This is a genomic window from Amycolatopsis circi (genome assembly GCF_003385235.1).
GTDB classification, from domain to species: domain Bacteria; phylum Actinomycetota; class Actinomycetes; order Mycobacteriales; family Pseudonocardiaceae; genus Amycolatopsis; species Amycolatopsis circi.
Genome location: NZ_PQIA01000201.1, coordinates 1 through 12,474, shown reverse-complemented (window position 1 = coordinate 12,474; position 12,474 = coordinate 1). Strand labels below are relative to the sequence as shown.

At 68.4% G+C, this 12,474-nt stretch carries 12 protein-coding genes and 1 pseudogene; 7 read left to right on the top strand and 6 right to left on the bottom strand.

Annotation, left to right across the window (positions count from 1 at the left end; translation table 11 throughout):
• Positions 1–115: 115 nt before the first annotated feature.
• From wecB to D0D37_RS43535, 3 genes are all read right to left on the bottom strand, one after another.
• Positions 116–1,273 (bottom strand): non-hydrolyzing UDP-N-acetylglucosamine 2-epimerase, encoded by a 1,158-nt coding sequence (gene wecB, locus D0D37_RS43545; RefSeq protein WP_116206414.1) that lies wholly within the window; start codon positions 1,271–1,273, stop codon positions 116–118.
• A 69-nt stretch (positions 1,274–1,342) separates the two neighbouring features.
• Positions 1,343–1,522: an LPXTG cell wall anchor domain-containing protein gene (locus D0D37_RS43540; RefSeq protein WP_116206412.1), complete on the bottom strand. Its 180-nt coding sequence runs from the start codon at positions 1,520–1,522 to the stop codon at positions 1,343–1,345.
• Between the two features lie 20 nt (positions 1,523–1,542).
• Positions 1,543–2,310, bottom strand: a complete 768-nt coding sequence (locus tag D0D37_RS43535) for a choice-of-anchor protein CoaP (RefSeq protein ID WP_116206411.1) — start codon at positions 2,308–2,310, stop codon at positions 1,543–1,545.
• Between the two features lie 377 nt (positions 2,311–2,687).
• On the opposite strand from D0D37_RS43535, the gene xrtP reads away from it, so the two are divergent.
• Positions 2,688–3,194 carry an exosortase P gene (gene xrtP, locus D0D37_RS43530; RefSeq protein ID WP_116206410.1) on the top strand — a complete coding sequence of 169 codons (507 nt, stop codon included), beginning with the start codon at positions 2,688–2,690 and terminating at the stop codon, positions 3,192–3,194.
• Positions 3,195–3,247: 53 nt separating this feature from the next.
• Complete coding sequence (locus tag D0D37_RS43525) at positions 3,248–4,576, top strand: XrtP-associated glycosyltransferase (RefSeq protein ID WP_116206413.1); 1,329 nt, start codon at positions 3,248–3,250, stop codon at positions 4,574–4,576.
• A gap of 45 nt (positions 4,577–4,621) precedes the next feature.
• On the opposite strand, the gene D0D37_RS43520 is transcribed toward D0D37_RS43525, so the two are convergent.
• Positions 4,622–6,544, bottom strand: a complete 1,923-nt coding sequence (locus D0D37_RS43520; RefSeq protein ID WP_116206409.1) for an N-acetylmuramoyl-L-alanine amidase — start codon at positions 6,542–6,544, stop codon at positions 4,622–4,624.
• 380 nt (positions 6,545–6,924) lie between these two features.
• Here D0D37_RS43520 and groES point away from each other — a divergent pair, with 380 nt between their 5' ends.
• Both groES and groL read left to right on the top strand, forming a co-directional pair.
• Complete coding sequence (gene groES / locus D0D37_RS43515) at positions 6,925–7,218, top strand: co-chaperone GroES (RefSeq protein ID WP_009072407.1); 294 nt, start codon at positions 6,925–6,927, stop codon at positions 7,216–7,218.
• Between the two features lie 98 nt (positions 7,219–7,316).
• Positions 7,317–8,930 carry a chaperonin GroEL gene (groL, locus tag D0D37_RS43510; RefSeq protein ID WP_116206408.1) on the top strand — a complete coding sequence of 538 codons (1,614 nt, stop codon included), beginning with the start codon at positions 7,317–7,319 and terminating at the stop codon, positions 8,928–8,930.
• A 318-nt stretch (positions 8,931–9,248) separates the two neighbouring features.
• Here the strand turns inward: groL and D0D37_RS43505 are convergent, their stop codons facing one another.
• The gene (locus D0D37_RS43505) at positions 9,249–9,989 is read right to left on the bottom strand and encodes an SDR family NAD(P)-dependent oxidoreductase (RefSeq protein WP_116206407.1); all 741 of its coding nucleotides are present in this window, start codon (positions 9,987–9,989) and stop codon (positions 9,249–9,251) included.
• 95 nt (positions 9,990–10,084) lie between these two features.
• Between D0D37_RS43505 and D0D37_RS43500 the strand changes: the two genes are divergently transcribed.
• Positions 10,085–10,726: a TetR/AcrR family transcriptional regulator gene (locus D0D37_RS43500; protein ID WP_116206406.1), complete on the top strand. Its 642-nt coding sequence runs from the start codon at positions 10,085–10,087 to the stop codon at positions 10,724–10,726.
• A 6-nt stretch (positions 10,727–10,732) separates the two neighbouring features.
• On the opposite strand, the gene D0D37_RS43495 is transcribed toward D0D37_RS43500, so the two are convergent.
• Positions 10,733–11,035 carry a WhiB family transcriptional regulator gene (locus tag D0D37_RS43495; RefSeq protein ID WP_037716465.1) on the bottom strand — a complete coding sequence of 101 codons (303 nt, stop codon included), beginning with the start codon at positions 11,033–11,035 and terminating at the stop codon, positions 10,733–10,735.
• A 247-nt stretch (positions 11,036–11,282) separates the two neighbouring features.
• On the opposite strand from D0D37_RS43495, the gene D0D37_RS43490 reads away from it, so the two are divergent.
• Together D0D37_RS43490 and D0D37_RS43485 are read left to right on the top strand one after the other, a co-directional pair.
• Positions 11,283–12,182, top strand: a complete 900-nt coding sequence (locus tag D0D37_RS43490; RefSeq protein WP_208720548.1) for a MerR family transcriptional regulator — start codon at positions 11,283–11,285, stop codon at positions 12,180–12,182.
• Between the two features lie 9 nt (positions 12,183–12,191).
• Positions 12,192–12,474 (top strand): annotated as a pseudogene (locus D0D37_RS43485) (hypothetical protein); the annotation flags it as partial.

Sequence of the window (12,474 nt, the reverse complement as noted above, 5' to 3'; positions counted from 1 at the left end):
GGGCGCGCATGTGGTGGCGGCGGGGCGGGCGGTGGCACCGTTGGACTTTTCGGCGAACCCGGGTCTGCCGGTTAACGTGGTGTCCCTTTAGGGCTCGTGAGTGGGTATGCCGGTTCTAACCGGGATTGCCGCTCACGAGAGCAGCAGCATCAACGGACACCCCAAGCAGCGCCTCAATCGCCAACGCAGACCGTGCCGCAGCGGAGCCGTTCCCATAAGGATTCGCTGACGCGGCAGCGCTGATCTCCCCGCGAAGAATCCGCGCGGCGGTATCGGTGATCAGCCCCGTATCGGTGCCGACCAGCCAAGCGCAACCGGCTTCGACCGCTTCCGGGCGTTCCGTCGTGTCACGCAACACCAGCACTGGCGTACCGAACGTCGGCGCTTCCTCTTGTATCCCACCAGAATCCGTCAGCACTAGCGACGCCAACCGCAGTGCGCGCACGAGATCCGGGTACTCCAACGGCTCGGTGACGGTCACCCGCGCGACCCCGCCCAGCACCTCCTCGACCTGTTCCCGCACAGCCGGATTCGGATGCACCGGGAACAGCACCTGCACGCGCGGATGAGCGTCAACAATCTGACGCACCGCAGTCAGCGTGCGCGTCAACGGTTCGCCCCACGATTCGCGGCGATGCGACGTGACCAGCACCAACTGCTCGCCCGCCTCGGCGATTCCCATCTCCAGCAAGGCAAGCGCCGGATCACGGGCGGGCAAGTCGCGCGCGGCCACCGCCAGCACAGCGTCGACAACCGTGTTGCCAGTACGCGTGATCCGCTCCGCTGGCACGCCCTCGGCCAGCAACGCCGCACCTGCGGGGGCCGTAGGAACCAGGTGCAGGGCCGCGATCCGCGAGATCATCTGCCGCGTTCCCTCCTCGGGGAACGGCGATGTCAGGTCGTGCGTCCGCAGCCCGGCTTCGAGGTGCACCACCGGGATTCCGAGCCAGAACGCGGCGAGCGCGCCGGCCAGTCCGGTGGTGGTGTCGCCTTGCACGACGACCGCCGACGGCTGGTACCGGCGCAGTGCGGCGTCGAGCGCGGGCAGCAGGCCGGACACCAGTTCCGCCTGCGTGCCGGACACCCGCGGCGGCACGTCGAGCCACGCGTCGATCTCGACCTCGAACGGGGCCAGCGCCTGCTCGACCATGCCCTGGTGCTGACCGCTGTGCACGACGAGCGGCCGCAGCCCGGGGCGGGCGTCGAGGGCCAGCGCGAGCGGTGCGAGTTTCACCGCCTCCGGGCGCGTCCCGGCCAGCAGCATCACGTCCAACGTTTTCACCCTTTCGAGTGTCCCGGAAAACCGGGCTGCCGGCGGGTTCGCGCCGGCAGCCCGGATTCTTCAGCCGTCCAGGCGGGAGAACCGCCGATTCCGGCGGCGGACGGCGACCAACGCGGCGATCCCGAGGATCACCAGCGCGATGCCGACCGCGAGCCACCAGCCGACGTCGGCGCCGGTGGCGGCGAGGGTGCCCACCCCGCCACCGGCGACGCCGACCCCGGCGCCAGGCATTTTGTACATCGATCCATCACCTCATCGGGTCAGGCAGCCGAACGACGCCGGGTGAAGCGCAGGCCGACCGGCACTGCGACGGCGGCGAGCACGCCGAAGCCGATCCACATGCCGGCACCCGAGGCGAGCGGCATCGGCGGAGCAGCCGGACCGCAGGTCGCCGACGACAGGATCACGTCGCCCGAACCGAGAGCGCCCAGCGCGACGCCGCCGAGCAGCTTGAGGTGCAGGGCGTTGACCGTGAGGCTGCCGTCCTTGTTCTTGATCTGCTCGTTCAGGATCAGCGTCGCCACGTGCAGCGGGCCGACCTGGACTTTCAGTTCGGTGTTCGCCGCCGGGTTCGCGTCGACGTTGCCGAGGCTGCCGAGGTTCGCGCCGACCAGCGTGGTGCTGCCCTTGACGCCTTCCTGGGTCGCGGTGCAGACGGCTTCGACCGCCTTCGCGCCGACATTGCCGACGGCGGCCTTGAGCAGCGGCAGCCCGACGTCGGCGACGGACGCCTTCGCCGTGACCGCGCCGGAGTTGTCGTCGCGCACGGCGGACGCGTTGATCACGCCGGTGGTGAGCACGCCGGGAACGTTCGCGGAGACCGCGGTGCTTTCCGTCGGGCCGCCTGTGTTCGCGGCCGCGAGCGGGCCGAGATGCACCGCGGGCTGGCCGAGCAGCGTCACGTTGACGTCGACGCCGTAGGCCGACCCGTCGCCGGGAGCGGCGCTGGCCGGAGCAGCTCCGGCCAGGGCGATGCTCGCCACGACAACGGCGAGCATTCCGCCTCGTCGCACGAGGTGTCTCTTCACTGGTCCTCCGATTTTTCTCAGGGCGAGCCGCTGCACGGACGAATCCCGCTGAGCAAGAGTCGGCACGCGGATCGGTTATCGGAGAACGTTTCTGAAATTGCACAGATTTTTCGCCGGATCACCACATCGGGTGATACGAATTCGGCATTTCCCCAGGTTGCGTGAAGCATCACTCTAACGGAGTAGCAAGCTTGAGTAAGAATATGCCGAAAGGTGCTCGGGTGTCCCCGGAATGGGGCTGCCCGGCGAAGGGCGGAGACCGGCGCGGACACGACCGTGGCCGGGTCCGCCCCGGTTCCGCTGGGTTTCTTCTCGAGAGGGTCGTCGTGACAGCAGTCAACACGCCGGGGTCAGGCGCATCCCGGTTTCCGCTGCGTATGGCGGTGTTCGGGGTGCTCGCCGCGGGGGTGGTGCTGGTGCTCGTGGAACGCGGGTACCGCGAGCTGGAGGTGCAACTGGCCGGTGCCCTCCTCCGGGTTTTCACCTCATCGGGGGTCTATGTGGCCGGAAACCGCGAATCGGTCTACTTCGGGTTGTCTGGCGATACTCCATTCGGGTTGCGGATGACTCCGGAATGCTCGTCGGTTTTCCTTCTTCTACCCTTGCTATTAGTGACCGCCGCACTTCTGTGGTTCCGACCACAAAATGCCCGACGGCTGTTTTTCTCGCTGGGGATTTCCGCGATCGCGGTGATTTTGGTTAATCAGTTACGGATTTTCACCATCGTCGGGCTGGTCAACGGACTCGGCACCGACGAGGGCTACTACTGGGGCCACACGCTGCTCGGCTCGCTGGTCAGCGTCATCGGCGGCGCGATCTCGCTGGTGCTCTTCGTCTGGCTGGCGACCAGGAAGACGAAGGCCGAGAAGCGGGCCGCGGCGTGAGCGACTCCGGCCTGAAGATCCTGCTGTCGGTCACACAGGCGTTCGCGCTCACCATGAGCGTCGCGTTCCTCGTGTACGTCGTGGTGATCGTCGTGCCGTACCTGCGCCGCAAGCCCGCTCCGGTCGGCGATCCGGCCGACTTCTCCTGGCACTTCTTCGTCCCCTGCCGCGACGAGGAGGTGGTGATCCGCGAGACGGTCAAGTACCTCCGCAGCACTTTCCGCCGCGCGCACGTGTGGGTCGTGGACGACGATTCGGACGACCGCACCGCCCGCGTCGTGCGCTCGGTGTGGCGGCGCAACGGCGGCTACGACGCGAATCTGCACCTCGTCGCCCGGCAACGCCCGGAAGCGCGCACCGGCAAGGGAGACGCGCTCAACGCCGCCTACCGCGAACTGGACGACTGGCTCGGCCCGGAGGCGGATCGCGACCGCGTGGTGGTCGTGGTGGTCGACGCGGACGGCCGTCCGGCAGCCAACTGTCTCGAGGTGTGCGCGGCGGACCACCTGTTCGGCGACAAGACCGTCGGTGCGGTTCAGCTCGACGTGCGGATGAGCAACTTCCGCAGCCGTCCGCCGGGCCGCACCTGGTTCTCCCGCGCGTTCGGGCTGAAGCTCGCCCAGTTGCAGGACTTGGAGTTCCGTACCGCGATCGCGGCGATCCAGACGTCGCGCGGCTTCACCGGCACGATCTCCATGGGCGGCAACGGACAGTTCACGCGACTGTCCGCATTGGACTCGATCGCCGGCGACGAACTGGCCCCGTGGCGCGGTTCGCTGCTGGAGGACTTCGAACTCGGCGTGCACCTGCTCACCGCGGGCTGGCGCACCGGGTTCACGCCGGATTCGCATGTGGCGCAAGAAGGTCTGTACAGCCTGCGCCGCTTCCTGGTGCAGCGCACCCGCTGGGGCCAAGGAACCATGCAGTGCATGCGGTACCTGCGCCGGATCTGGGACTCGCCGCATGTGTCTACTTTGGGCGCCGCGGAGATGATGTACTACCTGGCGCAGCCGTGGATGCAGCTGCTCGGCTCATTGCTGTACCCGGTGCCGTTCATCCTGCTTCTCGTGAGCACTGCGGGCGATCCGGGCCAGGTGTGGACGTGGTTCACCGGCGGTGCCTGGATCCTGTTCGCGATCTACGGTTCGTTCGGGCTGCTGCCGTTCGTCGTGTGGGGCCCGATCTATCAGATGAAATGCCTGCGCAGCAAGAACATCTTCCGCGGAATCGGCATGGGCCTGCTGTACGCGGCCTACATCTACACCTTCTACATCACGTCCTGGCGCGCGCTGTTCCGGCTCGTGCGTGGGCGCAACGGCTGGGCCAAGACCCGGCGCAACACCGAGGCCAGCACTGGCGTGAAAGTGGCCCTGGACTCGTGAGTGGCTATGCCGGTTCTAACCGGCGTAGCCACTCACGAGGGGTGGTCAGGACGTCGGCTCGAGGTCGACGTCGTCGCGGCTGACATACGCCACGCGGTGGCCGAGCTGGATTTCCACGTACCTCGACTTGCCCTTCACGACCTTGTTGGTCGCGACGTCGAAGGACGCCGAGTAGTACTCCGAGCCGGTCAGCCCGCCGACGGAGTACTTCTGGCCCGCGCCGAGCTGATACGGCAGCGGCTTGAGCTCCTGCACCGGAATGTCCTTCGGGTAGGCCCCCGCCTCCGGGTACGCGCTCCCGTAGACCGGCACGGTCGCCTTGCCCTCCTTGGGAGTCGCGACGAACCCGTCGGCCGGATACGCGGTGGGCGCGTCGTCCGGGTTGCGGAACCAGCCCTTCTGGCCGAGGTACCAGATCGCGGTCCAGTCGTCCCTGGTGTCCGCGACGGCGTACTTCTGGCCGGTGGCCGCGCGGCTGCCGATGTCCGAGACGTCCATTGTGGACGGATTAGGCCCGTGCATGCCCACATCGGACAGCAGCGGCGCGGATTCGCTCGGCTCGGTGTGCAGCACGACAGAGCCTGAACTCCGCTCCGGGCAAGGGTTTCCGGACCCGATCTTGTCGCAGCCGGTGAACACCGGACGGTTGGCGGAGTACTCCGGCGCGATCATGACCAGGTCGGAATCCGGCGAGCCGTCGTGCTCCAGCGGGGCGCCGAGCAGGTCGAAGTAATGCGCCCAGTCCCAGTACGGGCCCGGGTCCCAGTGCATGCTCTTGATCTTGTCCGCGTTCGGGCCGGGCACGTTGTCGTGGCCGAGGATGTGCGCGCGGTCCAGCGGAACGCCGAAGCGGTGCGCGAGGTAGCGCACGAGCTTCGCGGACTGGCGGTACATCGCCTCGGTGAACCAGGTGCCCTGCGCGGCGAAACCCTCGTGCTCGACGCCGAGGGATTTCGCGTTCAGGTACCAGTTCCCGGCGTGCCAGCCGACGTCCTTGGTCGGCACGTGCTGGGCGACCTGGCCGTCCGACGAGCGGACCGTGTAGTGCCACGCGGTCTGGCCCGGGGTCTGGGCCTGCTTCATCACCGAGTCCCAGGTGCCCTCGGTGTCGTGGATGACGATGTAGTCGATCTTCTGGTCGCGCGGGCGGACAGCCTGGTCGTAGTTGCCATAGCTGTCGCCGATCTTCTGGAACGGCGCGGGCACCGACTCGCAGGACATCGACCGCGGACACTCGGTGGCCGGCGGTTGTCCGGCGCGCAGGCCGAGGCGATCCGCCTGGGTGCGGTCCGGGGTGAGGCCGGAGGTCGCGGCGAGTTTGACTGCTTGGCCGTCGTCGGTCGTACGCGCAATGCCGCTGCTGATGGTCGCGAAGACTTCGTCGGCGAAGGTGCGCGCGCCAGTGACGTCTTCAGAGCCGCTGTATCGCGCGACAGCTCCGTACCAGTCCTTCGCGTTGTCGCTCTTGACGCCTAGCTCTCGCTGGTACTGGGCCAGCAGCGCCGCTCCGCCGCGAATGTTCGCTTCGGCGTCCGTACGGAGCTTCGCGGCGTCGGTGTGCAGCAGCTCGGCAGCCTTGTCGATGGTTTGGCTGCCGGGCGGGGGAGTGGACGGCTTGAGCGCCTGCAGCCGCAGCGTCGGGCGCGAGTCGTCGCCACGGGGGTCTTCGTCGGGGTCGTCGAATTCGCTGGTGCGCAGGCCGGTCGTGCGGACATCGGTGAGGTGCATCGGTCCGTAGCCGGCGGCGGTGCTGGGGGCTCCGGAATGGGTGTCCCAGCGGGATTCGAGGTAGGAGGTGGCGAGCAGGACGTCCAGCGGGACGCCGAATTCGGAGGCGGCGTCGGCGAAGGCGCGCTGGCGGGCTTCGTTGGCCGGTTGGGCGGAGGCCGGGACGGTGACCGTGATCGCGGCCAGCGCCAGCAGCCCGGTGGTGGCAGCGGCCAGGCGCCACGGGAGTGAGCGGGGCATAGGGACTCCAGGAGTGAGATGCCTGTCTGTGCGGATCCAACCAGGAGCGAGAGGACTTGGTGGGGTTTGTCCGCCGGATGGGGGCCGATCGGGCACGCGGCGGCGCCCGGGGAGCCTGGGCGGCGGACAAGGGCGCGGTGAGCAGCGGGTTGCCGCGCCGCGCCGGGGGTGCGGAATCCGCCTGGAACAAAGCCGCCGGTCAGCGGCTTCCGTCCCGAGTTCCGGCTCGTGAGCGGACCCTCCTTGCGAAGCTGGCACTCCCATGGCTAGAGTGCTAAATGAACGGCCCGGACACGCCCCGGCACCCGCGACGGCGGGGGTGGTATGAGCCGTAACCAGTCATCATGCCGACGCTTTCGACGACCGTGGAGGTCAACCCGGTGAGCGTGAACATCAAGCCGCTCGAGGACAAGATCGTTGTCCAGACGAGCGAGGCCGAGGAGACGACCGCTTCCGGCCTCGTCATCCCCGACACCGCCAAGGAGAAGCCCCAGGAGGGCAAGGTTCTGGCCGTGGGCCCGGGCCGCATCGACGACAAGGGCAACCGCGTTCCGCTGGACGTGGCTGTCGGCGACGTCGTCATCTACTCCAAGTACGGCGGCACCGAGGTCAAGTACAACGGCGAGGATTACTTGATCCTCTCCGCCCGCGACGTGCTGGCCGTCATCAACTGACGCGTCACTCGCAGCGCAAGGACGCCCCGGGCCCCGCACATGCCGGGGTGCGGGGCGTTTTGCGTCGCACGACAACCGAAAGGTAAGCGGAAAGCGTTATGCCCAAGCAGATCAGTTTCGACGAGGACGCTCGTCGCGCGCTCGAGCGCGGGGTGAACAAGCTCGCCGACGCGGTCAAGGTCACCCTCGGCCCGCGCGGTCGCCACGTCGTCCTCGACAAGAAGTTCGGCGGCCCGACGATCACCCTCGACGGCGTCACCGTCGCTCGTGAGATCGAGCTCGACGACCCGTTCGAGAACCTCGGCGCGCAGCTCGCGAAGAGCGTCGCCACCAAGACCAACGACGTCGCCGGCGACGGAACCACCACCGCCACGGTGCTGGCCCAGTCGCTGGTCAAGCACGGTCTGCGCAACGTCGCCGCCGGCGCCAACCCGACCGCGGTCGGCAAGGGCATCGAGGCGGCCGCGGAGAAGGTCATCGAGGTCCTCAAGGCCAAGGCCACCCCGGTCAAGGGCCGCGACAACATCGCCCAGGTCGGCACCGTCACCTCGCGTGACGCGGCGATCGGCGCGCTGCTCGGCGAGGCCGTCGAGCGCGTGGGCGAGGACGGCGTGATCACCATCGAGGAGTCGTCGACCCTGGCGACCGAGCTGGTGATCACCGAGGGCGTCCAGTTCGACAAGGGCTTCCTGTCGGCGCACTTCGCGACCAACCCGGAGGACCAGAAGGCGATCCTCGAGGACGCCTACATCCTGCTGAGCCGCGAGAAGATCTCGTCGCTGGCCGACCTGCTCCCGGTGCTGGAGAAGGTCGTCGAGGCGAAGAAGCCGCTGCTCATCATCGCCGAGGACGTCGACGGCGAGGCGCTGTCCACCCTCGTGGTGAACTCGCTGCGCAAGACGATCACCGCGGTCGCGGTCAAGGCTCCGTTCTTCGGCGACCGCCGCAAGGCGTTCCTGGACGACCTTGCCGTCGTCACCGGCGGCGAGGTGATCTCCGCGGAGATCGGCCGCAAGCTGTCCGAGGTCGACCTCGGCTCGCTGGGCAAGGCGCGCCGGGTCGTCGTCACCAAGGACGACACGACGATCGTCGACGGTGCGGGCACGAAGGACGACATCGCCGGGCGGACCGCGCAGATCCGCAAGGAGATCGAGACCACCGACTCCGACTGGGACCGCGAAAAGCTGCAGGAGCGGCTCGCGAAGCTCGGCGGCGGCGTGGCCGTGATCAAGGTCGGCGCGGCCACCGAGACCGAGCTGAACGAGCGCAAGCACCGCATCGAGGACGCCGTGGCTTCGACCAAGGCGGCCGTCGAAGAGGGCATCCTGCCCGGCGGCGGTTCGGCGTTGGTGCACGCGGTCAAGGAACTCGAGGGCGACCTCGGCCTGACCGGCGACGAGGCGACTGGCGTGCGCATCGTCCGCGACGCGCTCACCGCGCCGCTGCACTGGATCGCGACGAACGCGGGCCACGAGGGCGCGGTCATCGTGAACAAGGTCAAGGAACAGAGCTGGGGCCAGGGCTTCAACGCGGCCACCGGCGAACTGACCGACCTGATCGCGGGCGGCATCGTCGACCCGGTCAAGGTCACCCGCTCGGCCGTCGCGAACGCGGCGTCCATCGCCCGGCTGGTGCTCACCACGGAAAGCTCCGTGGTCGAGAAGCCGGTCGACGAGGAGCCGGAGGCCGCTGGCCACGGCCACTCGCACTGACGCGGTTCCGGCTGCGCTTGCGTTTTCGCGGGGCGGCGCTTCCCTTGGGGAAGTGCCGCCCCGTTTTTTGTTGCGGTGCTGTGGAAAAGGAGAGCGCGGCGTGAAGGCTGGCCTTCGCGACTTGGCGGTGGCGGCGTTCGGGTGCCGCGTCCACGCAAGTACGCGGTCCACCAAGCGTCCGGGTCGTCACGCAGGCGGGCGCACCGCACGATTGCCCAGCGCGGCGGCAGGTCGCGGTGAGCGCGCGGAACTTCACGCCGCGGAGCAGAAGCGCGGAAAGCCGCGGCCCTAAGACCGCGGCTCCCCACCAAGGCGAGATCAGGCAGTAAACCCGCCGTCCACTGTGATCGACGTCCCCGTCAAATACCGCCCATCCGGCCCCGCCAGATACGACACCGCGGCCGCGATGTCCGACGTATTTCCGTAGTGCCCCAACGCGATGTGCGCCAGCTGGTTCCCGGAATGCGGCCCGTCCGCCGGGTTCATCTCCGTGTCCGTCGAGCCCGGGTGGACCACCATCGCCGTGATTCCGCGCGGCCCCAGGTCCCGCGCCAGCCCCTTGGTCATCCCGACCAGCGCCGACTTGCTCGCCGCGTACAGGCTCAATCCGACGAACGGCATGCGTTCGGCCAGGTCGCTGCCGATCGACACGATCCGGCCGCCTCGGGTCATGTGCCGTGCCGCTGCCTTGGCCGCCAGCAGCGGGGCCTTTACGTGGATCGCCAGCGTGCGGTCGATCGTCTCCGTCGTCAGTTCGTCGATCGGTGCCACCGGGAACACTCCGGCGTTGTTCACCAGCACGTCCAGCCCGCCTAATTCGGCCGCAGCCTGGTCGACCGCGCTGGTCACGGCGTCCGCGTCCGTGGCATCCGCCTGCAGGGCCAAGCCTCGGCGGCCGAGTTTTTCGATGGACGCGACTACGTCCGCCGCCCGGTCCGCGGCGCGTTCGTAGGTGATCGCGACGTCCGCGCCGTCCTCGGCCAGCCGGAGTGCGATCGCCGCGCCGATCCCGCGGCTGCCGCCGGTGACCAGTGCGACCTTGCCGTCCAGGGTGCCCATGCCCCCCACCTCTTTCTGTAGTGATAGATAAATAAATAGCCGCGTACGATGGGCCGGGTCAAGGATTCTGTATCGCTCACTAAAGAAGGTGGTCCATGTCACCCCGCGGCCGCCCGCGCGCGTTCGACCGCGAGCAGGCGCTCAACCAGGCCATGTTGGTGTTCTGGGAGCGCGGGTACGACGGCGCGTCGCTGGCGGAGCTGACTGAGGCGATGGGGATCAAGCCGCCGAGTCTGTACGCGGCCTTCGGGGACAAGGAAGCACTGTTCCGCGAAGCGATCGGGCACTACCAGTCTGCGCACGGACGGCACACGATGCGCGCGCTGACCGAAGAGCCGACAGCGCGCGCGGCGGTCGAAGCGATGCTTCGCAACAACGCTTGCGCGTACGTGGAACCAGGGCATCCCAAGGGGTGCATGGTGGTTCTCGCGGCTACGAATTGCACGCCAGCCAACGCGTCCGTGTGGGAGTTCCTCGCTGCTTCGCGGGACAATGTGCGACGCCAGATCTGCGCGCGCCTTCGCCGCGGAGTGGAAGAAGGCGACCTCGCGGCCACTGTGGACACTGACGCGCTCGGCGCGCTCTACGCGACTGTCTTTTATGGACTGACCATGCAGGCGCGCGACGGGGTCGGCCTCGACTCGCTGATGACCGTCATCGACCTCGCGCTCTCGATGTGGCCCGGAAACGGCGGAGGGGCGGCGTCCACTGTGGACACCGCCCCTTCCGCGCCGTGAGTGAAGTCAGACGTGCGCCATGGTCAACGCGCGTTTGTCCTGTTTGATGATGTGGTCTCGTTCCGATTCGGACAGCCCGCCCCAGATGCCGTAGGGCTCGTGCACGGCGAGCGCGTGCTTGCGGCACATCTCCAGCACCGGGCACGACAGGCAGATCGCCTTGGCCCTGGCCTCGCGCCGTGCCCTCGCCGGCCCCCGCTCTCCGTCCGGGTGGAAGAAGGATCCGCTGTCCATCCCCCGGCACGACCCCTCCAGCTGCCAGTCCCACATGTCTGCGTTGGGGCCGGGGAGCCTGCGCGTGTCTGCCATCCTGACCGCCTCCGTCATCCGGTCGATGCCATTAGCTGCTCTGCTGTGGTGCCGATACTCCATTCGGTGCAACGGCGGTAACGTTAGAAGCGCGCCAATAGTTGTTCAATAGATCGGCGGCGATTCAGCCGTTAGGCATCCCCCAGATGTGTGAGCTGGGCTTTTGGCTCGGGTTGCCGTTACCGCGAGCGGGCTGGATATTGACCGGGTGGGATCCGGATCAGGCGATGGAGAACCCACCCTGCCAGTGGCCTCGGTCGCCCGCCGGCTCGGTGTCGCGCCGTCCACCCTGCGTACTTGGGACCGGCGCTACGGCCTCGGCCCCAGTCGCCACACTGACGGCAGACATCGCCGCTACGGCAGCTCTGACATCGGCCGTCTCGAACTTATGCAGCGCGCGCTCCTTCGCGGCGCTTCAACGGCGGAGGCCGCGCAGTACGCGTTAGAGCAGATGCCGCGCGCGGACTTCGTGCCAGCGCCTGCGGAGCCCGCAGACGCGATAGAGGCGAAGGCCGCTGACGTCGAAGTCCCTTCGCGGCTCGCGCGTCGTCTGAGTACTGCTGCGTTGGCGATGGACGTCGGCGCGGTCCAGCGAATGCTCGTCGATGCCATCCGCGAGCTAGGCGTGCTTCAGGCGTGGTCCGGCGTGATCGACCCTGTTCTCACCGCGCTCGGTGCGCGGTGGCGAGGCGTGCACGCAGGCGCGGAAGTGGAGTACCTGCTCGCTGAGTGCGTGTACGCGGCATTAGTACGTGCGACGCCGGTCCTCGACGAGCCTCGCAACCAACGGCCTGTTCTTCTCGCGTGCGTGCCGGACGAACGGGACAACATGCCGGTGTACGCGCTCGCGGCCGCTCTCGCGGGACGAAGGATCGGCGCGCAGCTCTTCGGCATCGCGCTGCCGCAAGAAGTGCTGGCAGTGGCGGTACGGCGAAGCGCGCCCGCCGCGGTGGTGCTGTGGGCGAACCGGGCGAACGCCGACCCTCGGCTTTTCGCACGCGTGTCTCGCGGACGGCAGCGGACCCGCCTCTTCGCGTGCGGCCCCGGCTGGGATCCGGCTTTGTTGCCGCCGAAAGTCGAGCTGCTCGGGGAGCTTTCCGCGGCGGCGGACCGCGTGGAGCACGTTCTTGTCGGTGCTCCGCGATAAAAAGGTCGGGTGGACGAAGAAGCGCTGACGGCCCTCGCGTTCGGCTCGGACGCCGGGTCGGCGGACTCGATACCTCGCGACGGCTCGCCAAGGCAACGCCTCCTGGCGGCGATCGTGCTGGGCGCGCGCGGCAGGTACGCGGCGGCCGCGGACCTGCTCGACCCGCTTCGGCGCGGCCGGGATCCGCTGATCGCCTCGCTGGCGGCGAGCACGCTCGCGTCGCATCGACGGCAACTGGGCGGACACGTGGCGGCCCGGAAGCTGGACGGGGAGGCTCTGCTGGCGGTCGGGC